Here is a 25,339-nt window from a genome sequence, read left to right on the forward strand (position 1 = left end):
GAATTACTTGACACCCTTCGCCAACCCCCTTATCATGAAACTGAAGCTATGTATGGTCCCAGAGAGTGATGGTATACTATCATCATCATTTAAGGAGTCATTATGGGACAGATATTACATGGGTGCGCCAAAACAACACAGACGATTCGTAGAGCAATACAAAATAGAAAAGAGAGCATAGCAAAACTCTCCAAGCATTATAACCTTAATCCAAAAACTATTATTAAGTGGAGAAAACGTTCATTTACGAAAGATGCTGATATGGGTCCAAAGCATCCAAGATCAACTGTTTTAACGCTAGAAGAGGAAGCTATAATAGTTACATTTCGCAAGTATACACTACTGCCACTAGATGATTGCCTTTACGCTCTGCAGTCTACAATTCCGCATTTGACTCGCTCTAGCTTGCATCGTTGTTTACAAAGACACAACATTAGCAGATTACCAACTGTTGATGGAGAAGTTAAGTCAAAAAAGAAATTCAAACAATATCCTATCGGTTACTTTCATATTGATATTGCTGAAGTTAGAACTGAGGAGGGCAAATTACATTTGTTTGTTGCTATTGATAGGACATCCAAATTTACCTATGTTGAGTTGTGTAACAGTGCTACAAAACCCATAGCTGCTGAGTTCTTACGTAATTTGATTAGAATTTTACCGTATAAAATCCATACTATTTTGACAGATAACGGTATACAATTTACAAACCAGAAGCGTCATAAGTATGCTTTCCAACATATATTTGATAGAGTTTGCGAAGAGAATGTTATTGAACATCGTTTGACAAAAGTTAGCCATCCTTGGACGAATGGGCAAGTCGAGCGTATGAATAAAACTTTAAAGGATGCTACAGTTAAGAAGTATTACTATCAATCGCACCAGCAACTTAAAGAACACCTTTATAACTTTGTTATGGCTTATAATTATGCAAAGAGACTCAAAACTCTTAAGGGTCTTACTCCTTATGAATTTATATGTTATCAGTGGACACAGTCTCCAGAATTATTTATACTAAATCCACACCATCACACTCTGGGACCATACACTCTTAATGCTCCAGCACTATCTTGATCTAAATTAAAATTGCTAAAATCAAATTTCTGCATATTCTCCACATGTCCTTCTCTACATAACCTACATATCTTAGCAAAAGCCCTTTCACTTTCTCGACTCCAAGCATTAAGAAAGTAAGGATCTACTACTTTGCTAAATTGTTTCTCTATCTCTTCAAGAGAGCTCTCTGGATTAAGTTCTAATATTACTTTGAAAATCCCACTGCCATGGAATCTATAAAATTTACTAGATAAGCTATCTTTTACAAAATTAACTGCATCATCTATTGTAACACCAGAGCGAGATTCAAATATCATCTCAAATGCTCCATAACAACTATCAAGACCAAAATTAATTATTTTTTCCATAAAATCAATTACCTCTTCTAAGGAAATTTGTGGCTTATTCCTCAAGATAACTTCTAAACTCTTGACAAAATTATGCCCATGCTGATCCATAGCATGGGTTTTCCCATTTATTGTATAATGATATAGCTTCTTATTTTCTATTATATGCTTATTGCACTGGTAGATATGTAGCTTATTCAATTTGCCAGAATATTCCTCTATTTCCTTATCTGGTAATTTTGAGCGGAATTCCTTGATTACTTCGCGTATTATTCTATTGATATTACTCATGCTTATTCCTAATTAATATGTTAGTATTTTTATAAATTAAGTTATTATATTAAAATTCTTTCATGGATTTCAATATTAGCTCCGCACTACTTGTAGTTTTTGTAATGGGTCTGCCAATGACGATATAATCAGCTCCTGAATTTATTGCTTCTTTTGGCGTTGCTGTTCTTTTTTGGTCGTCATGACCTGGATCTATACGAATTCCTGGAGTAATAATTTTAAAGTCTTCACCGCACTCTCGGCGCACTTCTTGAGCTTCTAGTGCAGAACAGACTATTCCATGGAGTCCAATCTTTTTTGCAAGCTTTGCAAGCAAAATTACCTGTGATTTTGCCTCTCTTGCTACTCCAAGCTCGTTTAAATCCTCATTGCTCATACTAGTTAGCACTGTCACTCCAATCAGCTTTATTTTTGTGCCTTGCACTACACTTAGCGCTTCTTCAAGCATTTTTGTCCCACCGCTGATGTGCAGAGTTAACATTTCAACGTTCAGAACTTTTATTACTTCAACTGTTTTGGCTACAGTGTTTGGAATGTCATGCAATTTCAGATCTAAAAAAATTGGTACATTGCATTTTGCAACTTCTTGCACTCCAGAAAGACCTTGAGCAGCAAAAAATTCTAATCCCAGCTTTACCATGCCAACTTTACCACGCAGAGCATTAGCTAGAGAAATAGCCTTATTTAAGTCTTGTGTATCCAGTGCGCATATTATTGGGTTCATTATCTTGCATGATTTATCTTATAATAAGACTCATTGTTGTGTTTTGCAAATACTTTCACTCTGATTGAACTGACTGCGTTCATAAGATTCTGTCAATAGTGAATTTGGCAACTTGGTCGGGGTGGATGAGCGACTGACAAATAATGATTCATATCCAAGATCTTCCAGCGAAGAAGAAGGCGTTTCGTCTGGCAAAAGCCGTGCAATTTCTCCTTGTAACGCAGACTTTAATATTTGAATCGTATCTAATATTGCTTTTCCATCATTATTTCTTATTGGTTCTTCTATATTGTCTGTTACGCATCTTATCAACAGTTGCGCAAAATTCACTTGTTTTTCTTTCTCTTTCAAAAAATCTTCTATTTGACTGTCTCGTTCTAAAAGTGAATTTCTTAAACTTTTTACTTCATTATTACAATCTTTTCTTATCCCATCTAACTCAAAAGATTGATTTTTAATTAAACCATTTGCTTCATCTAACTCTTCAAATTTCTCTTTTAATTCTTTAGATAAATTTTTCTTTTCTTTGTTGACCTCTTTAATTTTACATTGTAGCTTATCTAAGTTTGCATGCAGCCTTTCTTGTTCTTCACGTAATTCCTCTACTTCTTTAGAAAGTTTATTTTTTTCCTTATTCAATGCCTCTACTTTTTCACTAAGTTCATGTTTTTTCTCACGTAGTGCCTTTTGTACTTCACGTAACGTTTCTATTCTATCATTCAACCCCTTATTCTCTAGCTCTAAATGTTTATTATCATCCACTTCCATCTTCAGCTTTGCAATAAATCTACTTCTTTCTTCCAACTGTTTCTTCAAACATAAGATTTCAAGTTTTAATTTCTCTTCCTGCTCATTTCTTGTTTTGTCCAATTCATTGTCTATTTCAAACGTACGATTCTTTGCTGTTTCTAATTTTTTCTCTAAAGATTTTTTTTCTTCAAGAAGAGATTCTCTCTCAGCTTCTGACTCATTTACTTTCTGATCCAATCTTTTTGCTCTGTATGGTCCCAGAGTGTGATGGTGTGGATTTAGTATAAATAATTCTGGAGACTGTGTCCACTGATAACATATAAATTCATAAGGAGTAAGACCCTTAAGAGTTTTGAGTCTCTTTGCATAATTATAAGCCATAACAAAGTTATAAAGGTGTTCTTTAAGTTGCTGGTGCGATTGATAGTAATACTTCTTAACTGTAGCATCCTTTAAAGTTTTATTCATACGCTCGACTTGCCCATTCGTCCAAGGATGGCTAACTTTTGTCAAACGATGTTCAATAACATTCTCTTCGCAAACTCTATCAAATATATGTTGGAAAGCATACTTATGACGCTTCTGGTTTGTAAATTGTATACCGTTATCTGTCAAAATAGTATGGATTTTATACGGTAAAATTCTAATCAAATTACGTAAGAACTCAGCAGCTATGGGTTTTGTAGCACTGTTACACAACTCAACATAGGTAAATTTGGATGTCCTATCAATAGCAACAAACAAATGTAATTTGCCCTCCTCAGTTCTAACTTCAGCAATATCAATATGAAAGTAACCGATAGGATATTGTTTGAATTTCTTTTTTGACTTAACTTCTCCATCAACAGTTGGTAATCTGCTAATGTTGTGTCTTTGTAAACAACGATGCAAGCTAGAGCGAGTCAAATGCGGAATTGTAGACTGCAGAGCGTAAAGGCAATCATCTAGTGGCAGTAGTGTATACTTGCGAAATGTAACTATTATAGCTTCCTCTTCTAGCGTTAAAACAGTTGATCTTGGATGCTTTGGACCCATATCAGCATCTTTCGTAAATGAACGTTTTCTCCACTTAATAATAGTTTTTGGATTAAGGTTATAATGCTTGGAGAGTTTTGCTATGCTCTCTTTTCTATTTTGTATTGCTCTACGAATCGTCTGTGTTGTTTTGGCGCACCCATGTAATATCTGTCCCATAATGACTCCTTAAATGATGATGATAGTATACCATCACTCTCTGGGACCATACAAGGGGGTTTTATACTAGGTTGTTACGTAGGCGCTGCTAACGAAAATGATAGAGATGGTATTAAAATAGCATTAAACAATATGAGAACAAAATATACTAAAGTTAAAAAAATGTGGGCTGACATGGGATACCAAGGAAGAAATTTAAAGAATCACATAAAGGAAGAATATGACATAGATATTGAAATTGTTACAAGGCCTCCATGTAGATTTTGGGTGCACAAAGATACGCCACCTGAGCTACTACCAACAAGAGAACAAGGGTTTAAAGTACAGCCAAGAAGATGGGTTGTAGAAAGGACTTTTGCTTGGGTTAATAGGAATAGAAGGCTATCGAAGGAGTATGATTTACTCACAACATCCACTGAGAATTTCATATACCTAGCTATGAGTAGGGTTATGTTAAAGAGGGAATATGCTTGAATTTACTAGTTTCCGGACAACCTCTTACTTCCATCATAGCCTTTGATCCCCCCTTTTCTGTAGTCTTTACAGATTGACTATCTACTATACAGGCACTCGGCTGCTCATTCCTTCCTATTTTTCTTCTACTATATTTTGTAATTTCATAATTCATTTTCTCAAAAATTCCCTGCTTCTTCCATTGCCTGAACTGCTCATACACAGTCTTCCATAGCGGAAAATCATTTGGTAAATACCGCCATTGACACCCTGTACGCAATACATAGAAAATTGCTTCTAATATTTCTCTTTTGCTATACTTTGGCGGCCTTCCTCCTTTCTTGTATGATACTCTGAAGTGTTTTTCTATTCTTGCCCATTCCCTTTCGCTTAGATCTGTTGGATACTTTTTTCTCATCTTTACCCCGTACTAAAATTTCAGATATTATAGCCTTTTACTTGTTTCCGGACAACCTCTTAGATTTCAAGTTATTTGGGTGACAGATGTTCTTGACTTACGTGCTTTGTACTGCTAAGATTTTTATTTTCAGCCCTATCTATAATGTCAGTAGCGGTATTAAGTATATTTCAAATAATATTGGTTGTTGTGTTAGTAATTTTAGTGCTCTTGCAGCCACCTGGGAGTAGTTCATTAAGTGGTTTTAGTAATACACAACAGGGGGTCAATTCGATGATTCCGGTGAAATCTTCTGAAAACCCGCTCAGCAGAATAACGGCTATTGTTGCTGGATTGTTTATTATAAACACATTGCTATTGTCAGGATTATATTCAAAAGACGTACATAAAAAATCGATTGCAGAGAAAATTATATTAGAAAAAAAGCAAGAAAGTGAACCTACTTCTGTTCCATTTGAAAATTAATGAAGGAAGCTAAATTTATCTTTGTTACAGGTGGAGTTGTATCGTCGCTTGGTAAAGGCTTAGTTGCTTCAAGCGTTGGTGCGCTTCTTCAAGCTCACGGTTTTAAGATCCGTATCAGAAAACTTGACCCGTATCTCAACATTGATCCTGGGACAATGAACCCAACTCAGCACGGAGAGGTATTTGTTACCGAAGATGGTGCTGAAACTGATTTGGATCTTGGGCATTATGAGCGTTTTACTGGAATTAAAGCAACAAAAGATGACAATATAACAACTGGTAAGATATATCATGAGTTATTGAAGAAAGAGAGGCGTGGTGATTATCTGGGCAAAACTGTGCAAGTCATTCCTCATGTGACAGATTTGATCAAATCGTTCATTTTTAATGGTACGGAAGGTTTAGATTTTGTAATATGTGAAATAGGCGGAACTGTAGGTGACATTGAAAGCCAACCATTTTTGGAGGCTATACGCCAAGTTAACTACACATTAGGAAAACAAAGAGTTATCCTGATTCACTTAACTTTAATACCATATCTTACCGCAGCGCAAGAATTAAAGACAAAACCAACGCAGCATTCAGTTCGAGAGTTAAATTCCGCGGGGTTACAACCAGATATTGTATTATGCCGCAGTGAGAAAGAAATTTTCGATAATCAAAGAGAGAAAATAGCTAAGCTTTGCAATGTTTCTTTATCCAATGTAATACCTGCCCCTGATGTGAGTCATATATATGAGTTACCGGTGTTGTATAGCCAATGTGGGCTTGATACGCAAATTTTGGAGCACTTTCATTTAAGTAAGCCAAAACCAAGCTTGACTGAATGGGATCAAATAGTGCATTCCATAAGGCACCCAACACAGGAAGTTACTGTATCTATAGTGGGAAAATACACCGAATTCCCTGATGCATACAAATCACTGATTGAAGCATTAAATCATGGTGCGATTAGTAATAAAGTCAAAGTAAAGATAAATTGGGTTAACTCAAGAGAGAAGGAAGAAAAACCTATAAATGAAAAACTTATAGGAGAGAAATTACAGAATTCTCATGCAATCCTTGTTCCAGGGGGGTTTGGTGATGACGGAGTAGAGGGTAAAATATTAGCAATAAATTATGCCCGTACAAATAATATCCCATTTTTCGGAATTTGCCTTGGTATGCAGCTTGCAATTATTGAATTTGCTCGTAATGTTGTTAAGCTTGAAGATGCACACTCTGAAGAATTTCGTAACTGTAAACATCCAATCGTTAAGTTAGCTGGCGATCAAGATGACGATCTTGGTGGAACCATGAGACTTGGGGCATACAAATGTAATATAAATGCAAACTCTAAAATGATGGATGCATATAGTAACACTACTATTTCAGAAAGACACAGGCATAGATACATAATCAATTCAGATTATAAAGATGATTTGGAAAAAAATGGGCTGCTATGCAGTGGCATATCAGAAGATGGAACGTGCATAGAGGCAGTGGAGTTAGAGAGTCATCCGTGGTTTATTGGTGTGCAGTTTCATCCAGAATTTCAATCAAAGCCGTTTTCTCCTCATTCTCTTTTCGTGTCGTTCGTTAAAGCAGCAATTGATAAGAAATAAGTGCCTAGTGTTTAAGTATCAATATATGGAGCTTGCCATAGAGCAAGCCAAACTCGCTCAAAAAAGTGATGAGGTGCCCATAGGTGCTGTAATAGTGAGTGGAGACAATATCATTTCTTCTGCACACAATATATCTAACGATCCAACTGCACATGCAGAGATGTTAGCGATCAGACAAGCATTTTCAACTTCCACGCTTTGTGATGCTGATATGTACGTAACATTAGAACCATGTCCGATGTGTGCTCAAGCTATTTCCTTTGCCAGAATTAAACGATTGTACTTTGGAGCTTATAATCCAAAAGGTGGAGGAATTGAAAATGGTGCTAAGATATTTCAATTTTGCAGCCATATACCTGAAGTTTATGGTGGAATATTAGAAACAGAATGCTCTTTTTTGTTAAAGGATTTTTTTGAGAAACTAAGGAACATTTGATAAATCGTCATGCTACTTGTTTTCCGATACAAAATCGTCATCCCGCTACGTGTTAGCGGGATCTATGCTAGGAGATACCGTGACGGTATGGCGGTTAAGTAATTCGTCATTCCAGCGCGTGACGCACAACTATACAAACATTGTCCACCAGCAGGGTGTCATCCGAGTAGCTGACACTGCCCTCCTTTGTCATCCCAGTGCCCTAGACACTTGTATCTTTATGATGTGAGGCATTAGAGCTAAAATACCTCACAGGGAGGGTGAAGCTGATGCGACACTAATGCCATTAAGCCAGATTTTGCTTCCCTCCCATAGAGTTAAAGACTGAACAGTATCTTTTGGAATTATATCCCGTATTACAAGGTTAGTCTAAACTCTCAGTTTATTTATAGTCTTGGAGGCAATTTTATGCAAGTAAATGCTATTTTGGGTGTGGATATTTCAAAAAAGAAATTTGATGTTTGTTTGTTAGTGGACAGTAAAAAACGACACAAAGTCTTTCAAAATAATCAAGATGGTTTTGCAAAACTTGTAGTTTGGTGCAATGGCCATGGAGCAAATCTTACTCATTTATGTCTTGAAGCAACTAGTTGGTATGGAGAAGATTTGGCTACTTTTATGCACGATTTAGGACATAATGTCAGTATAGTAAACCCAGCCCAAATCAAAGCTTTTGGCAAAAGTGAGCTGCTCAGAAATAAGACAGATAAATCAGATGCAGCTATGATAGCTAGATTTTGTATCGCCAACAAACCTGCTCTTTGGAAGCCCATTGCACCTGAAATGAGGCATTTGAGGGAGCTTTACCGTTGCATGCAATCGCTAAAAGATGATAAGGTGCAACAGACAAATCGCTTGGAAAACAAAAATATGCATTCCAGTTGCAAAGAAGCTATATCTAAAGTAATTTTGGCAATAGAGGAGCAAATTATTGTTCTCGAAAAAGAAATTAATGAGCATATAAATAACTATCCACATCTAAAAAATATGGTGGAAAACCTTAAGACTATAAAAGGTATAGGATATCTTACTGCTGTTGCTGTTGTCGCAGAAATGCCATCAGTTGATAACTTTGACAATGCTAAACAATTTACAGCTTTTGCTGGTCTAAATCCAGGACATTATCAATCGGGATCGTCAGTAAGTAAGAGAAGTTGCAATATGCAAAATAGGATCTGAGCGTATTCGAAAAGCTCTTTATATGCCAGCTATAGTAGTCAAAAACCATAATAATCATTTTCAAAAGTTTTGTCAGCGTCTAGCAAGTAAAGGCAAATGTCCAAAAGTCATAGTTCTTGCGTTAATGCGAAAATTAATGCATGTCTTTTTTGGTATTCTTAAAAATAATCAACCATTTAATTGTAATTTTGTTGGATAATTTGTTTGACAGCAGAGACAGTATCTGGGATCCAGAAACTTAATTTTAACCAAGTGGCTGCATAATAAAGGCTGGATTCCAGTGTCAAGCACTGGAATGACATTACAGGGACACTGGGATGACATCATCCTTTTCTCTGGATTTCAGACTGGAATGACAGCAGTCCTACGTCATACCGTCACGGTATCTCTAGATCCCGCTAACAAGCAGCGGGATGACGGTTGTCAGGGTGTCAGCTACTTAGATGAAACCCTTTCCCGGTCTATCAAATCACATAGGAGAAAACTAAGACCAATCAAATTTCTTATCTTGCGGTTTTATTTGCAATATTGCTACCACACTGATCAACAAGCAGAAGACCATATAAAGCCCAGCAGCAAGGTTTGTTTGAGGAAATGTTACAGTCAACCAAATACAAACCATAGGAGTAAATCCTCCATGTAACGCATAAGAGATATTGCGTGATAAGCTCACACCACTAAATCTAACATTGGTAGGAAAGAGTTCAGATGCAACTATTCCTATGGGAACTATACCCCTTTCTATTATAGAGAGAACCATTACGCTCAACGCAATCACAAGATAATTTTTATAGTAATATGCAATAGATAACGCAGGACAACACAGTGCCATTGTAATTGCTATAAATAAGATTGCAGTGCGCTCTTTTCCAACTTTATCAGCCAACATTCCAAACGCTATTGAAGATATCGGCATTAATACACTGGTTATAATCAATACAATTTCGTTGATATATGTTGTTACATAAACATCCACTGATGCTATTTCCTTTGCGAGAGTTCGAAGAAATATGGTAAATCCAACAGCAACATTAACAGGTACAGATATTAAAATAGCAAGTATAAGAGCTCTCTTGTGGCGTTTTATAAGCTCTATTATTGGCAAATCAGGTAAATTTCTTTGTTTTCGATTTTTTTCATATGCTGGAGTTTCTCCCAATGTGTATATGCTATACGCGCTAATTAATCCTAAAATAGCTGAGAAAATAAATGGCAATCTCCAACCCCAGGTACAAAAATCAGTAGTTTTTTTGCAGATAATCACTATCACCGCAGAAAGCAAGACGCCAATGGAGCGACCAAAACCCATCATTCCAAAATACATCCCTAAGTTCTCTTTCCTACTGGATAAATGCTCTATAAGATAAACAGAACTTCCTTGTTCACCACCAAGTGCAATTCCTTGTGTTATATGGATTGCAAGAAGCAATATAGTAGAAATTATACCTACTTGATTGTGACTTGGAATAAATGCAATGAGACTTGATGGTATCGATATTAGCAAGATAGTAATTATTAATGCTATCCTCCTTCCATACCTGTCACCAACGTGACCAAATATGAATGCACCAAGTGGCCTTACAATTGCACCTAGCCCTACAATTCCAAATAATTGCAGTATGTTACTGTAGACATCTTTTGCAAAACAAAACTCTCTGCTGATTATGTTAATCAAATCAATAAAAAGCATGTAGTCATACCATATTGCGATTCTGCAGAGTATGGTTGATATCAACACCCTTGTTTGCACTAAATTCAATTCGTAAATGTTTGCTTATTCTATTCTGGCTGCTTTTTGGGATTTTACAACCTAAACATATGGAGTTGACTTTTTTATTATGGTGTGTGATAATTGCAGTGTTATTAAGTTTAGTGGTAAAGTTATAATGAATATAGCTTATTTAGCAGCACTTATAGCAGCAGCTATAATAAAAATAGCAGCAGTAATACTTTGTGCTATAATGTGTATAAGCATTTTCTTTATATTATTTAAGGGAAAAAGAACACTTAGATTCAAAAGGATTTCTATCTCTTCTGAAAACAGTAGGTGTAATTTCTATAATACTATCAATTATATCTCTCCCACTTATTATATTAAGCCTTACTACTCCGTCACCTCTGGTAGTAGGTATAGTAGGTGGTATCGTTGGTGCTATTTCCATAATACCATTAATAGTAGCTTACATTTTGCTTGTGGCTATATCGGATATCTTTATTACCAAGTCTTTATAAATTTGAGCTAATGTTACTGTCTTCATTTCTTCTTGGTTGTAATATTGCTGAAAGTTATCTATTTCCATAGGTATAACATATAATCTGATTTTATAAGATATTCTACCGGGATTAAAATATCGTAAATCTTAGGCGTTATAAACAAAATTTACAGGAAAAATAAGATGATACTACTCAAAAAGGCAAACAAGACGGTATTTTTCTGGCATAAGTTAGCGTTCAGCTTTACCTTTCCTTGCAAGACATTTTAGAGCTATTATGTCTTACTTCTTGAAGATACAAGTTAGCGTTTTTAACCCGAATTCTGGATTGGAGATTAAAAAAAACAAGAATATCAATAGCTTATTGTTTTAGCATTTACGATAAAGCAGTAAGCATTTTAAGACTAGTTACTAATTTAGTAAAATTCAAGACTTTCAATAATTTACCTAAAATCTAATCCAGAATTCGGGTTAATAATAAAATCTTGTTTTTTGAAAATGAATTTGGTAAACTTTAAAGATGTATGTGACAACATGGGGATATATTGTTTTTAGTATTTAATAAGTTAAAGTACGTACTTGATAATTTTTCGGAACGCTCTAATCAAGCTAAAATAGGTAGGCTAGATAAAATTATTCTTAGTTTAAAATTGGTATAAGGTATTAAGATGAAAAAAATTGAAATTTCAGAATTACTAAAAAGAATTTCAATCTGTTTACTATGCGTGGCAACTATTATCTCTATCGCTTTTTTGTTTGCCTATATGCATACAACGTTGCTCAGTAAAGGGTATGAGTTAGCTGCACATTATGTTAGTGAAGCTATGCCTTTTGTGTTACTTGTCGTTTTCTTTTTTATTGCTTGGTTTATATATGATCAAATATTCAGCAAACTAAAGGAAGTAGAGCTGCCTATATCGATAGAATTAGCTGATTCAGATGATAAAAGAATAACATTTGCTGATGCTATAATTGATGACTCCTTAAAACAACGGTTGCAGATGATTTGCTGTGACCAAATGACAGAAGAAATGCGCAAGCTGTTTGGAAATAAAAGTATTAATTCACTAAGAGGTTACATATTACATGGCCCTCCTGGAAATGGTAAAACACTTATCGCTCGTGCAATTGCAGGTGAATCAAATATGAATTTCATAAGCATCTCAGGTCCTGAACTTATTGGAGTATATATTGGTCATGGTGCACATGCTGTACGCGAGCTTTTTAAAATAGCAAAAAAATATTCTCCTTGTATAGTCTTTATAGATGAAATAGATGCAGTTGCTCAAAAAAGAAGTACCGCTAATAACTCAGCTTACCATTGTCGAGAGAGTTTAACACAGTTGTTAACTGAAATAGATGGATTTAAGAGCAGAAAAGATATAATAGTAATTGGTGCAACTAACCTTATCGGTGGTATAGATCCAGCACTTATTAGACCTGGACGTTTAGGTCAGAAGGTTTATGTCCCTAATCCAAACATAGAGGTGAGACAAAGGATATTGGAACTTTATATGCGAGGTACAAAAACTGATGAAAAGCTAAACCTCCAAGACATTGCAGACAAGACTGAAGGCTATTCTGGTGCTGAATTAGAGCAATTAGTGAATGAAGCAAAAATTAGCGCTGGTGCGCAAAGAAGGCTTATAGTGAGTGAGGAAGATTTCAGTTACGCGCTTCACAGGTTAAGTCCAGAACAAGAAAGAGATAGAATAAGGTTAGTTTCAAACGTGGAGACACAGACAGAAGTATCTTATTCTATTTAGAGTATAAAACTATCATAAATTTTTCTGTTATTTCCAAATAAATTGCTATTAATTTAACAACATACATTACTAAAAGCTTAAATAATCCAGCCATTTCCAGCAACAAAAAACAGCAAGCGTGAGAAGATTTTTTTTTGGAATGAGTTGGTCATGATGTTTGTAAAACTTAATTTGTACACTTTACTTACCCCCAGTAATTCTGATATAGTTACTTTAGTTAAAGTCTATAAAAGTTTATAAATGGCAACCTTAAGTGTAAGAGAAGCTTTATGCACAGCAATTAGAGAAGAAATGCAAAACGACTCTGATGTGCTTATCATGGGTGAAGAAGTTGCAGAGTATGATGGTGCTTATAAAGTAACGAAAGGATTACTGAAAGAGTTTGGAGAAAACAGAGTAGTTGATACGCCTATTACCGAACATGGATTTGCTGGCCTTGCTGTTGGAGCGGCATTTGCTGGATTAAAGCCAATAGTCGAGTTTATGACTTTTAATTTTTCTATGCAAGCTATTGACCAAATTGTGAATTCCGCAGCAAAAACAAATTATATGTCAGGCGGACAACTTGGATGCCCTATAGTATTTCGTGGACCAAATGGCGCTGCAGCAAGAGTTGCTGCACAACATTCTCAATGCTTTGCAGCTTGGTATTCGCATATACCGGGGTTAAAAGTAATAGCACCCTATTTTGCCTCCGATTGCAGAGGTCTGCTTAAAGCTGCAATTCGTGACCCTAATCCGGTAATATTTCTAGAAAACGAAATAGCTTATGGACATGAGCATGAAGTTTCTGACTCTGAGCTATCAAACAAAGATTATCTACTTGAAATAGGCAAAGCTGCTGTTATACGGGAAGGAAAGGATGTAACTATCACTGCTTTTTCATTAAAATTAATGGATGCCTTAAATGCAGCAGATTTACTTTCGAGTGAAGGTATAGAAGCTGAAGTTATTGACCTCAGAACCTTAAGACCACTTGACACTCAAACTGTTATTAACTCTATTCAGAAGACTAATAGGTTAGTTAGTGTAGAAGAAGGATGGCCATTTGCAGGAATAGGAGCAGAGCTGTCAGCCGTTGTTATGGAACAAGGATTTGACTACCTTGATGCTCCAGTTGTACGCGTAACTGGCAAGGACATCCCCTTACCTTACGCTGCAAATCTAGAAAAAAAAGCATTACCACAAGTGGAAGATATAGTTAAAGCCGTACATCAGGTCTGTTTTAGAAAAAAATAGTTCTTTTTTGTGTCTCCCGTTCCACATTGGTCCATCAAAGAAGTATTTCCAGTGCCGCCTATACCACCCATTACTTTTATGACGATAGTTTTAGCACTGAAAAATACAGCACAAAATATACCGAGTGCAAAAAGAGCTGGCCATGGCATTCTACCAAATATCGCAAGCAAAGCTGCACCTATTATCACTACGGTCATAAGCGGTCCGCCTATTCCCCAAACGTAGCCAATAATGTTACATATTACTTGAGCAGTTGTATCAGTATTAGTGTCAGCGGCAGCACTCCCAACATGAGAAAAAGAAATAAATAATACTATAAAAAGAATATTAAAAACTTTCCTAGGGTTCATCTCTATACCTTAAATTTAGATATTGCAATTATACCTAAAATACTATAATTTTTAGTAAAACTAGCATAAAGATTGAATAACAAACAGTGCCACAAAAGTAGTTGATACACAACTGCACAAATATTGTAATATAGACATAGTAAACGATATTATTCCAGTGCTTGACGCTGGAATCCAGACTTTAATTGTTATATTTGTAAATAAGTCTGGAACGTTCATCTCAAATGCAGTATTTTTGTTGAAATAGCTCAACTGGATCCCAGTGGGCTTTGTTGCATCGCTCTTCGGATAGTAGGTAACGTACAATAAATTCATGAAGCTATCTCAAACTTAGCCATGCCTATTTCAGTAAATTTGTTAAGCAAATAACACTTGAGTAGCAGTTCCTTCTCACGATTAATTTCAGATTTGCTCCTAAAACTAAACCCAAATATTCGCTTCAACCTTGAGAAAAATCCTTCAATATACGATCTTTTTCCGTAATTTAGAGGTTGTCCGGAAACAAGTAAAAGGCTATAATATCTGAAATTTTAGTACGGGGTAAAGATGAGAAAAAAGTATCCAACAGATCTAAGCGAAAGGGAATGGGCAAGAATAGAAAAACACTTCAGAGTATCATACAAGAAAGGAGGAAGGCCGCCAAAGTATAGCAAAAGAGAAATATTAGAAGCAATTTTCTATGTATTGCGTACAGGGTGTCAATGGCGGTATTTACCAAATGATTTTCCGCTATGGAAGACTGTGTATGAGCAGTTCAGGCAATGGAAGAAGCAGGGAATTTTTGAGAAAATGAATTATGAAATTACAAAATATAGTAGAAGAAAAATAGGAAGGAATGAGCAGCCGAGTGCCTGTATAGTAGATAGTCAATCTGTAAAGACTACAGAAAAGGGGGGATCAAAGGCTATGATGGAAGTAAAAAAGTAAAGGGTAGAAAAAGGCATATAATTACAGACACTCAGGGTTTTATACTAGGTTGTTACGTAGGCGCTGCTAACGAAAATGATAGAGATGGTATTAAAATAGCATTAAACAATATGAGAACAAAATATACTAAAGTTAAAAAAATGTGGGCTGACATGGGATACCAAGGAAGAAATTTAAAGAATCACACAAAGGAAGAATATGACATAGATATTGAAATTGTTACAAGGCCTCCATGTAGATTTTGGGTGCACAAAGATACGCCACCTGAGCTACTACCAACAAGAGAACAAGGGTTTAAAGTACAGCCAAGAAGATGGGTTGTAGAAAGGACTTTTGCTTGGGTTAATAGGAATAGAAGGCTATCGAAGGAGTATGATTTACTCACAACATCCACTGAGAATTTCATATACCTAGCTATGAGTAGGGTTATGTTAAAGAGGGAATATGCTTGAATTTACTTGTTTCCGGACAACCTCTAAGGGGGCTGGCGGAGTTTGTCAAGTAAGTTTTTTCGTTTCTAACGGTTGTTGCCAAAAACTATACAAGAAGTCTTTTAAGATCAATCACTTATCTTCAAGGCTTGAATAAAAGCATTCTGTGGAATATTTACGTTCCCTATAGAATGTAACCTTTTTTTACCCTTCTTTTGCTTTTCAAGTAGTTTCATTCTTCGCGTTACATCTCCACCATAGAGTTTAGCTGTTACATCTTTTCTGTATGGGTTAATCGTTTCTCTGGCAATAATTTTTCCGCCCACTGCCGCTTGAATCGCGATTTTGTATTGCTGACGTGGTATTAAATCCTTCAAGCGTGCACATATTTCACGCCCCCTTTTTTCTGCCCTACTTTTGTGAACGATACAAGCCAGTGCATCTACGGGCTCTCCATTAATTAAAAAGCTTAATTTATCTATTTGGCTTACCAGATAGCTGGAAATTTCCCAATCTAAGCTTGCATATCCTTTGGAAATTGATTTTAATCGATCATAAAAGTCAAAAACAACTTCAGACAGTGGTAATTTATATCTTAACAATGCTGTTGTTGTGTTACCAATGTAAGATAAATCCTCCTGTTCTCCCCTCCTTTCTTCACATAGAGATAGAATCTCTCCCAAGTATTGATCAGGAACCATTATGGTTGCGGTAATCCATGGTTCTTCCACAATTTCAATTTTCGTTGGATCTGGCATATCACTTGGGTTATGAATATTCAAAATTTCACCACTTCGTGTTGTAACCCTATATATAACACTTGGCGCAGTTGCTGTTAGGTCTAAATCAAATTCTCTCTCGAGCCTTTCTTGAATAACTTCAAGATGCAACATTCCCAAAAAACCACAACGAAATCCATAGCCTAGTGCATTTGAAGTTTCAGCTTCGAAGGTAAAACTTGCATCATTTAAATGTAACTTCTCTAGAGCTTCCCTTAGATATTTAAAATCATCCGTTTTGTGAGGGAAAATGCTACAAAATACCACAGGATGCACTTCTTTAAATCCAGGAAGTGCTTCACTACAAGGTCTCTTTTCCTCAGTGATAGTGTCCCCTACCTTGCAGTCTGCTACTTCCTTCATTGAAGCAGTTATAAAACCAACTTCACCCGCTGAAAGTTCACCCGTCATCACTTTTTTAGGGGTGAAAATACCGATATTATCTATCTGGTATGTAGCATTATTAGACATCATAACAATTCTCATGCCTTTTTTTAGCACTCCATTTTTAACTCGCACTAAAATTACCACTCCTAAGTAAGTGTCATACCAACTATCAACTAAAATTGCTTGCAGTGGAGCATTTACATCACCTTGAGGAGCTGGAAGTTTTGCCACTATTGCTTCAAGTACATCTTTTATTCCAAGTCCAGTTTTTGCTGATATTAAAACTGACTCACTTGCGTCAATACCGATTATTTCCTCAACCTGGAGTTTTACCCCTTCTGGATCTGCAGCAGGAAGATCAACTTTATTGAGCACAACTATTATTTCATGATTGTTGTCAATAGCTTTATATACATTTGCAAGGGTTTGTGCTTCAACGCCCTGGCTACTATCCACCACTAAAAGTGAACCTTCGCACGCTGCTAAGCTTCGACTTACCTCGTAAGAAAAGTCAACGTGACCTGGGGTGTCCATGAGATTTAGGCAATATTGATTACCGTCGTTTGCCGTATAATTGAGTTTTACCGTCTGTGCCTTAATTGTAATCCCACGTTCGCGTTCTATATCCATTGAATCGAGTATTTGATTGGTCATTTCTCTTGCTTCAAGGCCGTTACATTCCTCTATTAAACGGTCAGCAAGCGTTGACTTACCGTGGTCTATATGCGCTATTATTGCAAAATTTCTTATGTTGTTCATTTATGGCTATTTTACTTAAGTAGAACCATTTTACATTTTAAGTGTTGTGAGGGCAATCCTTTATTAAGAGACTATTTACTCCTTCAACATAGACGACACTTTTTTCGAGCAGGAAATCACTTTATTAACCATATAGTTTTCATGATTATTATCTATTTTAGGCAACTCATATAGATAATTTACCATCATCCCGGCTGACTGACTAATACCCTTTTCAGAAGTATCCGCCATCCAGTTTAATTGTTTTATCGATGCACCATTGCTTAAATGAAAATGCGCCACCGGGTCATAAGCATCGCCACTATTGTTCTTAACTTTTAGTAAATAATATGCACATAGTTTAAGCATGCATTGTTTAGTTTCATTTGTACATTCAACATTAGTTTTTAATTGCTCTGCACTTTCTAAAATTTCTGCACTAGATTGTTTTATATTTAGTTTGCCCAATAAAGTGACATCTTGGTTTAGATTGTTTTTTAGCCATTTCGTAAAGCCAGGTATTGGAGAAAGAGTTGCATATGTTTTTATACTTTTAAACTCCTGTGATAGCTTTTCTACAACCCTTTTGATCAAAAAATTACCAAGGCTGATTCCAGATAACCCTGCTTGAGTGTTTGATATTGAATAGAATATAGCAGTGCTTGCATTACTCGGATCATTTGAAGGTACTGACTCATCTAAAAGGTGTTGAATGCTATCTGCAATCTTATCCACCAATGCAACCTCTACAAAAATTAGAGGTTCGTTTGGTATCTTGTAATGAAAAAAAGCAAAACAGAGACGATCAGAATCTAGTCTGTTTTTTAGGTCGCCCCAAGAGGAAATTTTATGCACAGCTTCATATTTTATAAGTTTTTCTAGCAATGATGCAGGTGAATCCCAAGTGATTTGACGAAGATCGAGTAGATCAACATCAACCCAAGTATAGAGTATATTTTTTAATTCCCTCTCTAGTGGATTCAAGCTTCTATATTGGTTCTTTAGCTTAAGCACATCAGAACGCATATCAACAATAAACTTAAGGCCTTCTGGTAAAGAAATAAATTGCTTCAATATTTTAGAACGTGGTGATTCAAGAATTTTTATTAAATCCTGTTCAAATTTATAGTTTAACTCGGGATCTTGGTTTTTCTTATACTCTCTAATTTTCTCATCTATTTCCGCTTTATTCGGATTAAATTTTTCTGCCAGGGTTTGTAGAAATTTTATTTTACCTTTCTCTGATAAGCTTAAGTACAAGTTACCAAGAGATACAGCGTTTTTACGTGCTGAAACCTCCCCTCCCTTTGGATTTAAGCACTCGTTCATCTTCAAGACTAAACTATCGATATCGCGACTGTTGCTTAAATCAGGACTGATGTTACCAATCCACGATCTTACAGCATCTGCCACTCCACCTAGTATTTTAAAAAAGCTTCTTACCGCTTTTTTGTCTTCAACTTTCACTATATCAGTTTTTACCAATGATTCTTTTGTCATAGATTCCCTTTATTATACATGGCTAATGCAAGTCAGGGTCATACCGCCGCGGTATCCCGCTAACAAGCAGCGGGATGACGAATTTATCGTTTGTCAAATCGTCGGTAAACCCAAGTTATTTTAGCTACATATAGCTTAAGTTAAAGGAAAATTTTAGCTACATAGCAGGCACTATTACTAGATTATTAATAATTCAGTAATACAATAGACTTCTTGCACTACCTCCCAAGCCACAACTGTCATTCAGTAGAAACAAAAAAACTTGCTTGACAAACTCCGCCAGCCCTCTTATCACTGAAGTGAAGCTATTTTATTTAACTTCGCAATCTCTGCAGCAGATTAAAATGACAAGAAAACTTGTATTTGGCGTACTATTGTTTAATTTTTTGCACTATGTGCACCTTATGTCTTTATCAAATTTCTAGGTTTTTACCTACATAAGCTGAAACGCGCTTATAAAGCGTTCAAGACATCACCCAACGTCAAATTTTAAAATAGAGAGTGTAATAACTAGCTACCACGGGTTTTCTTTGCCTTTTTTTTCTGCCTAGTAAATTCCTTAAACATTTAAACTAAGGTTAGTTGCTTTTAAAAGCAGCTAAATTGCAGTGTTTAAGACTTAAAAAACGCCAATACTGAAAATAGACAATGACTAGGGCTTCTTTTGCCTTTTTTTTTATTTGGTAAATTTCTTAAACATTTATGGCTAAACGACAACCGTCATCCCGCTACGTGTTAGCGGGATCTATTGCCGAGATACCGCGAATGAATCGCGGTATGACGGTTCGCGGCGGTATGACGTAGGACTGCTGTCATTCCAGTGTTTAACACTGGAATGACACGTCATAAAGGAACCAGTGTCAGCTACTTGGATGATACCTTTTTTCTACTTAGTTTGGGTTATGCAAGAAGTCTATTTACTTCTTAACTTGACGCACATGATGTCTTGCAGCATCATCTACTGCTTCTAAATAAACCATCACCAAACATATACCACTGTGTACTTCTATATATGCCTCATTGCTCAGGCTTCGATTAAAGCAAGAATTCTTTCCTGGAAAGGCAAGGTTGCTAAGATGCAGTTCCCATTTTAATCCTTTGGTTGATATTTGAGCTCTCGGTATACCAAGTAAAGATATTTTAGTATTTTTTGGCAAAGAAAAAAAATGGGTAATACCTTTTCGTAAAGTGTAACCTACCATGGGAGGTGAAGGTGTGTAAAAGATACTGCCCGTACTTAGAAAAATGTTAATATTCTGTAGTATGTGATCAATTGCTCCTCCAGTAATACCCGTTACTATTGATGGCAATAACTTTACTGTTTTTAAGTGAGCCATTGCTTTAGAAAAGTCGCAATAATCTTGATCAGGTAGATATATCGTATTCAAATTAGCACGTAAATCCAGATTTACGCTATCCAAATCTCCTACTACAAGATCAGGTTTTACGCCAATTGATAGAAGCTTGTTTGCTCCTCCATCTACAGCAATAATAGGTATATCTCGTTTAAAAAACGATGAGCTCGGTATTTTTCCATTTAGCACTACAATAGAACGATATTGTTGTTGTGTACTGCAGTGCAGCACATGATCATGGTGCAGGTTTTGCATCGTAGTAACATTTTTGAATAATTGATATTATGCTAATCACTAATCCAGCAATATTGCTAAGCACCACAAAAATTGAGCTCTGGTAAAGACCATAGCCAATCCAAGACAATGAACAAATAAGATAGTTTACTAACATTAACATCGATACATCACGAGTAACTTTAGTGATATATGCTTTATATACTTGAGGTGATAATCCAATTAGAGATGCAATTAACGCAATGAAGCCGAAGCATTCTTCAATATTTATATACATACATTTTCCTACGCTTGCTTTAACAATATCAGGTTCAAAGGGTTGTACTTTATGTACTCTCAGCTTTTCTAGAGCACCCCTAATGCGTGTAATTTATAACATCATTTAGTCTATTAATCAAGAAATTAATAGTGACTTGCATTTATGAAACCCAATCGGCTTCTATGCTAATTATTATCTAAACTAATCGTCGGTTGTGCATCTTGCTCAGAGATTAGGGCAACCAACAAATTATTTATCAATTGAACCTTTTGCTTGCCATCTAATTGTAAGCTTTTGTTTTTTTCAAAATGAGCTATTACTTCCTCGACAATTCCTATTGCATTTTGCACTATATGCCTTCTTGCCGAAGTGATAGCATGTGCTTGTTGACGCCTTAACATTGCTTGTGCAATCTCGGACGAATACGCCAAATGCGATATTCTTGCTTCTGTAATCTCAATTCCTGCAATATCTAATCTTTGTTGTAACATTGACCGCAATTCATCTGAAATTTTATCAGAATTTTTACGTAAAGATTCCTCATCGCTTTCGCTATCATACGGATAATTGCTCGCCAATTCTCTAATTACCGAGTCACTTTGTACAAAAACAAATTCGTGATAGTTGTTAACATTATAATACGCCTTTGCAGGACTGCTCACTCTCCAAACAATTACTGCAGAAATCTCTATTGGACTTCCATTTGCATCATTAACTTTTATTTTTTCTGTGTTAATATTCTGAAATTTTAGGGAAACTATATATTTGCTTGAAAAGGGAAGCGTTACACATATTCCAGACTTAAAATAAGTTCCAATATAATGACCAAAAAATTCTATCACTCTTGCTTCATTAGGGTCATTAATAAAAAATCCTTGAAGAAAAGTCAAAATTGAAACGGCAGCAACTCCAAGTGCAATTGTGCTGTCATATGCCAAAAAAAGCAGCGATAAAATTAATCCTAGCGCTATTAGTACAGGAAAAAACCGGAGTTGACTTAAATTTCTATCGTTTATCGTATTCTTATCCATATTGTCTTTAAACTTCTTTTTCACTTGAACCCTCTCTGTTGATCGTTTTATTTATCTTATTTACAAATAGTTTAAACTCTCTTAATTCATGATCAGGCAATTTTACTTCAGTTTTATGCGCTATCGTAAGCGGATCGATGTGTTTGCCGTTATATATAACTTCGTAATGTAAATGAGGTCCTGTTGCAACACCAGTGCTACCAACATAAGCGATGATCTGCCCCTGCTTTACTTTAGAGCCTAACTTTATATCGCCACTAAATCTACTTATATGCGCGTAACAGGTTGAATATTCATTTTTGTGTTTTATTTTGATGTAATTTCCATAGCCACCATTCTTTCCTATATATTCTATCACACCCTCTGCAGCAGCGTATATGGGAGTGCCAAGTTTAGCTGCATAATCCACTCCTTTGTGAAAAGCAATTTTACCGCGAACAGGATGCTTTCTATTGCCAAATTTTGAGGATATGCGATAATCTCCATTTAAAGGATTTGCAAAAATTTCGCCATTTTTTAAGCTTATTCCTTCTTTATTAAAATACCTTTCTTTGCCGTCTTGGGATTTATAATGATATAAACTAATAGCTTTCTTGTTTATTGTCAGTGAAGCATATAAAATTTTTTCTTCAGTCTTCTGATTATTAGGCAATCTCTCAAAAAGAACTTCCAATTTACTCTTCGGCACAATGTCTTTTTTAAAATCAACACCGAAATCTTTATATATGTTGATCAATTTCACCACTGTATTTGGCGCCAACCCTTGCTCAATTCCCGTGGCAAAAAAGGAAGATTTTATGGTACTGGATATTAAAAAAGTCTCTTTACTGTTATCTGGAGTCTTAAGGGCGTGTATATTAAATATTGGTAAAATATAAAACAGTATAAATATAAACAGCTTCATCATTTAAACAGCATCAACAAAAGTAAAATTACCTTCCACATACTGTACATCGTCGTTATCTTCTAGTTCTTCAACCAATGCAGATAATTTATCAATTAACTCTTTATCGCTAATTTCAATCAGATCTTTTGGCTGCCGTGAAAGACGAGCAAGTTCTGGTTCTCCGAATTTTGCATAAAAGGCATCGCGTACTTTACCAAAATCTTTTATTTCACAAGTTATAACGTGTAATCCTTCTTTGTCATTTTCCTCAACATTCAATACTTCTAATTCGATTCCATGACTGAATAAATCATCAAAATTCACACCCTCTGCTTTATAGACAATTAAACCTACATGATCAAAAAGGTAACTAACACTTCCTGTTTCTCCCAAGTTTCCACCCTTGCGAGAAAATATATAACGTACCTCAGAAGCAGTACGGTTGCGGTTATTAGTCAAGGCATGGACAATGAGTGCAGTGCCAGAAGGCCCATGACCTTCATATTGTATTTCCTCGTAATTTTCTCCAGCAACGTTACCAGTTGCATTTTTTATTGCTGTTTCTATTTTATCTTTTGGTAGATTTTCCTTGCGTGCAGCAAATATAGCAGAGCGAAGGCGCGGGTTGAGTTCGGGTAGCCCTTGCTTTGCAGCAACTGCTATTTCTCTGATCAGCTTCGTAAATTTTTGAGAGCGCTTTGCATCCTGAGCGCCTTTCCGATGTTTTATATTTGAAAATTGTGAATGACCAGCCATATTCAAATAGTTAAAAACCTAATTATATATCAAAGCATAGAAAAAGCTAAAGCAAATTTTCAAGCCTCTGGCTTGGCATCTTGCAGGTTTTCTGCTAATAACATACTTTCATACTGCTCAACTTCTAAGTCAAGGCCAAGAGCTGAATGGGCTGCTATTAAATAGTTAATAGACTTAGAAAAATATTTAGAATCTTTATAGCTTGCTATATTCTGGAAACGCTTAATTGCTGCTAAATATTCACCACGCTTCAAGTAAAATTTACCGATAGAATACTCTTTTGTTGATATATGTTCTGTGATTAGCTTTGCTTTTTCCTTTATCTCGCCTACATATTCGCTGCCTGGAAAGAGATTAATGTATTCTGTAGCCAGCTCTAAAGTTTTATATGCAGTTTGCTGTCCAAGTTGCACTTTATTAATTTGCATGTAATAAGATAATACTCTTAAGTAGTATACATATGGTAAATCTTCACCATTTGAATAAACATATATATAATCAGCCATATCACTTGCAGCACTGCTATAGTTACCCATATTATAGTGAGAGACCCCAGATAATAATTTTGCTTTCATTGCCCAATAAGAAAAAGGATACAAATCCTCTATCTTATGAAATGCCCTAATAGCTTGTTTATATTTTTTCTGGTCAAAAAGTTCAACTGCTTCTTCATATAGTTCAGTTTCAGTTTTTTCAAGATCATCCGCATACGATTGTGTAAAGGAGCAAATTAGGAAAATAAAGCACGTGATTAAAGTCTTATACATAAGATTTTTTTCGATCAAAATAAAGTATAGACCTAAATATTACTTAAATAAATAAATTTCTTAGGCAATAGCCGGCCCTTCTTCTTTATAACTACGGTCAGAACTACCTGCATTTCTTGATTCACCTCGTCCTTCCACTTTTGGATCTTTCAGCGTCTTACTGTAGGAATGTATAGTTAAGACCTGTACAGCCATAAAAATTGCAATACCTATCAAGCCTAAAGTAGGTCCAACAGCAGGATTTAAGGACGATGCTAATGCTATTAACATTATCCTTCTTATTAAAAATACAGAAGAACCAGCAAGCGCCAATCCGGCTACAGATATATTGCTAGTTTTCTTGCTAGATTTCTCATCAAGATCAGACTTTTCTGTTTCCTTTTTCTTATTTTTTTCATGCTTATCAATATAAGAAACAAGAGTTGCAAGAAAAGCAATTGCATTGGCAAGAAATAAAATTGCATCCTCTGCTGCTTCAAGTGAAGATGTTTCACCCATTATCATACCTACAATAACCAGTGCAGTTGTTATAGCCTCAATATAGATCAAACACTGACCTATATCAGAAATATTGTGCTCTTTTTCCTTTACTTCCTCTCCATTTTCAATAATCTCCAACTCTCGTTCTTTTTGTGCTATCTTCCTATTATTGTAAATTAAATATAGCGTACAAATAAGAGATAAGACTGTAAAAGGTAATATAGTGTGGCTTAGCGCGCCACTTATCACGCCAAGTAATACCTGATCGCTATATGTTTTTTCCAGTTCAATCGCCATCAGCAATGTAAATGGGACCATTGTTGC

General features: G+C 35.7%; 22 protein-coding genes, 3 pseudogenes and 1 riboswitch. Of the genes and pseudogenes, 10 read left to right on the plus strand and 15 right to left on the minus strand.

Annotation, left to right across the window (positions count from 1 at the left end):
* Nucleotides 1-102: 102 nt before the first annotated feature.
* Nucleotides 103-1,074 carry an IS481 family transposase gene (locus AAGD74_RS04135; RefSeq protein ID WP_341810538.1) on the plus strand — a complete coding sequence of 324 codons (972 nt, stop codon included), beginning with the start codon at nt 103-105 and terminating at the stop codon, nt 1,072-1,074.
* Here AAGD74_RS04135 and AAGD74_RS04140 read toward each other — a convergent pair.
* The 3 genes and pseudogenes from AAGD74_RS04140 to AAGD74_RS04150 all read right to left on the minus strand — a co-directional run.
* Nucleotides 1,029-1,694 (minus strand): hypothetical protein, encoded by a 666-nt coding sequence (locus AAGD74_RS04140; protein WP_341810539.1) that lies wholly within the window; start codon nt 1,692-1,694, stop codon nt 1,029-1,031. The genes AAGD74_RS04135 and AAGD74_RS04140 overlap by 46 nt on opposite strands.
* A gap of 49 nt (nt 1,695-1,743) precedes the next feature.
* Nucleotides 1,744-2,418, minus strand: a complete 675-nt coding sequence (gene pyrF, locus AAGD74_RS04145; protein ID WP_006279404.1) for an orotidine-5'-phosphate decarboxylase — start codon at nt 2,416-2,418, stop codon at nt 1,744-1,746.
* A 999-nt stretch (nt 2,419-3,417) separates the two neighbouring features.
* Nucleotides 3,418-4,362 (minus strand): annotated as a pseudogene (locus AAGD74_RS04150) (IS481 family transposase); the annotation flags it as partial.
* 57 nt (nt 4,363-4,419) lie between these two features.
* Between AAGD74_RS04150 and AAGD74_RS04155 the strand changes: the two are divergent.
* Nucleotides 4,420-4,836: pseudogene (locus AAGD74_RS04155) on the plus strand (IS5-like element ISWpi1 family transposase); the annotation flags it as partial.
* A 22-nt stretch (nt 4,837-4,858) separates the two neighbouring features.
* Here the strand turns inward: AAGD74_RS04155 and AAGD74_RS04160 are convergent.
* Nucleotides 4,859-5,233 (minus strand): annotated as a pseudogene (locus AAGD74_RS04160) (IS5-like element ISWpi1 family transposase); the annotation flags it as partial.
* A 144-nt stretch (nt 5,234-5,377) separates the two neighbouring features.
* Between AAGD74_RS04160 and secG the strand changes: the two are divergent.
* The 5 genes from secG (at nt 5,378) to AAGD74_RS07305 (ending at nt 9,116) form a co-directional block, all read left to right on the plus strand.
* Nucleotides 5,378-5,698, plus strand: a complete 321-nt coding sequence (secG, locus tag AAGD74_RS04165) for a preprotein translocase subunit SecG (RefSeq protein WP_010962615.1) — start codon at nt 5,378-5,380, stop codon at nt 5,696-5,698.
* Nucleotides 5,698-7,302: a CTP synthase gene (locus AAGD74_RS04170; RefSeq protein ID WP_341810540.1), complete on the plus strand. Its 1,605-nt coding sequence runs from the start codon at nt 5,698-5,700 to the stop codon at nt 7,300-7,302. The genes secG and AAGD74_RS04170 overlap by 1 nt, the downstream gene beginning before the upstream one ends.
* Nucleotides 7,303-7,327: 25 nt before the next feature.
* Nucleotides 7,328-7,738, plus strand: coding sequence for a nucleoside deaminase (locus AAGD74_RS04175; protein WP_338482254.1), 411 nt, complete (start codon nt 7,328-7,330; stop codon nt 7,736-7,738).
* 408 nt (nt 7,739-8,146) lie between these two features.
* Nucleotides 8,147-8,917 (plus strand): transposase, encoded by a 771-nt coding sequence (locus tag AAGD74_RS04180; RefSeq protein WP_341810541.1) that lies wholly within the window; start codon nt 8,147-8,149, stop codon nt 8,915-8,917.
* 22 nt (nt 8,918-8,939) lie between these two features.
* Nucleotides 8,940-9,116 carry a hypothetical protein gene (locus tag AAGD74_RS07305; protein ID WP_265041098.1) on the plus strand — a complete coding sequence of 59 codons (177 nt, stop codon included), beginning with the start codon at nt 8,940-8,942 and terminating at the stop codon, nt 9,114-9,116.
* Nucleotides 9,117-9,401: 285 nt separating this feature from the next.
* On the opposite strand, the gene AAGD74_RS04185 is transcribed toward AAGD74_RS07305, so the two are convergent.
* A complete protein-coding gene (locus tag AAGD74_RS04185) occupies nt 9,402-10,607 on the minus strand; it encodes an MFS transporter (protein WP_410529910.1) in 1,206 nt (401 codons plus the stop codon).
* 1,191 nt (nt 10,608-11,798) lie between these two features.
* Here AAGD74_RS04185 and AAGD74_RS04190 point away from each other — a divergent pair.
* A complete protein-coding gene (locus tag AAGD74_RS04190; RefSeq protein WP_265040839.1) occupies nt 11,799-12,896 on the plus strand; it encodes an ATP-binding protein in 1,098 nt (365 codons plus the stop codon).
* Between the two features lie 240 nt (nt 12,897-13,136).
* Nucleotides 13,137-14,135, plus strand: coding sequence for a pyruvate dehydrogenase complex E1 component subunit beta (locus tag AAGD74_RS04195; protein WP_006279663.1), 999 nt, complete (start codon nt 13,137-13,139; stop codon nt 14,133-14,135).
* Here AAGD74_RS04195 and AAGD74_RS04200 read toward each other — a convergent pair.
* The gene (locus AAGD74_RS04200; protein WP_341810543.1) at nt 14,111-14,485 is read right to left on the minus strand and encodes a TrbC/VirB2 family protein; all 375 of its coding nucleotides are present in this window, start codon (nt 14,483-14,485) and stop codon (nt 14,111-14,113) included. The two genes, AAGD74_RS04195 and AAGD74_RS04200, sit on opposite strands and share 25 nt — an antisense overlap.
* Before the next feature lie 546 nt (nt 14,486-15,031).
* Between AAGD74_RS04200 and AAGD74_RS04205 the strand changes: the two genes are divergently transcribed.
* Nucleotides 15,032-15,864, plus strand: a protein-coding gene (locus tag AAGD74_RS04205; RefSeq protein WP_338482219.1) for an IS5-like element ISWpi1 family transposase whose coding sequence is annotated in 2 segments (ribosomal slippage) — nt 15,032-15,401 and nt 15,401-15,864 — 834 coding nt in all. Because the reading frame shifts where the segments join, the coding sequence is not laid out codon by codon here.
* 107 nt (nt 15,865-15,971) lie between these two features.
* On the opposite strand, the gene lepA is transcribed toward AAGD74_RS04205, so the two are convergent.
* The 9 genes from lepA to AAGD74_RS04250 all read right to left on the minus strand — a co-directional run bounded on the left by lepA (nt 15,972) and on the right by AAGD74_RS04250 (nt 25,333).
* Entirely contained in the window at nt 15,972-17,768 is a 1,797-nt protein-coding gene (gene lepA / locus AAGD74_RS04210) for a translation elongation factor 4 (RefSeq protein ID WP_236514878.1), read from the minus strand.
* Nucleotides 17,769-17,843: 75 nt separating this feature from the next.
* The gene (locus tag AAGD74_RS04215) at nt 17,844-19,247 is read right to left on the minus strand and encodes a malonyl-CoA decarboxylase (protein WP_236514865.1); all 1,404 of its coding nucleotides are present in this window, start codon (nt 19,245-19,247) and stop codon (nt 17,844-17,846) included.
* Nucleotides 19,248-20,164: 917 nt separating this feature from the next.
* Nucleotides 20,165-20,857 carry a thiamine diphosphokinase gene (locus AAGD74_RS04220; RefSeq protein ID WP_006280001.1) on the minus strand — a complete coding sequence of 231 codons (693 nt, stop codon included), beginning with the start codon at nt 20,855-20,857 and terminating at the stop codon, nt 20,165-20,167.
* Complete coding sequence (locus tag AAGD74_RS04225; protein ID WP_006280002.1) at nt 20,838-21,113, minus strand: SemiSWEET family sugar transporter; 276 nt, start codon at nt 21,111-21,113, stop codon at nt 20,838-20,840. Before AAGD74_RS04225 ends, AAGD74_RS04220 begins: the two co-directional genes overlap by 20 nt.
* A riboswitch (TPP riboswitch) is annotated at nt 21,102-21,204 on the minus strand. It overlaps the preceding gene by 12 nt.
* A 76-nt stretch (nt 21,205-21,280) precedes the next feature.
* Nucleotides 21,281-22,126 (minus strand): SPFH domain-containing protein, encoded by an 846-nt coding sequence (locus AAGD74_RS04230; RefSeq protein WP_077188091.1) that lies wholly within the window; start codon nt 22,124-22,126, stop codon nt 21,281-21,283.
* A gap of 7 nt (nt 22,127-22,133) precedes the next feature.
* A complete protein-coding gene (locus AAGD74_RS04235) occupies nt 22,134-23,030 on the minus strand; it encodes a M23 family metallopeptidase (RefSeq protein WP_006280004.1) in 897 nt (298 codons plus the stop codon).
* Nucleotides 23,031-23,033: 3 nt separating this feature from the next.
* Nucleotides 23,034-23,768 carry a YebC/PmpR family DNA-binding transcriptional regulator gene (locus AAGD74_RS04240; protein ID WP_006280005.1) on the minus strand — a complete coding sequence of 245 codons (735 nt, stop codon included), beginning with the start codon at nt 23,766-23,768 and terminating at the stop codon, nt 23,034-23,036.
* Between the two features lie 59 nt (nt 23,769-23,827).
* Entirely contained in the window at nt 23,828-24,535 is a 708-nt protein-coding gene (locus tag AAGD74_RS04245) for an outer membrane protein assembly factor BamD (RefSeq protein WP_236514973.1), read from the minus strand.
* Nucleotides 24,536-24,595: 60 nt separating this feature from the next.
* Nucleotides 24,596-25,333, minus strand: a complete 738-nt coding sequence (locus tag AAGD74_RS04250) for a hypothetical protein (protein ID WP_341810544.1) — start codon at nt 25,331-25,333, stop codon at nt 24,596-24,598.
* Between the last annotated feature and the right edge of the window lie 6 nt (nt 25,334-25,339).

This window comes from Wolbachia endosymbiont (group A) of Campoletis raptor (assembly GCF_964026755.1).
GTDB lineage: Bacteria > Pseudomonadota > Alphaproteobacteria > Rickettsiales > Anaplasmataceae > Wolbachia > Wolbachia pipientis.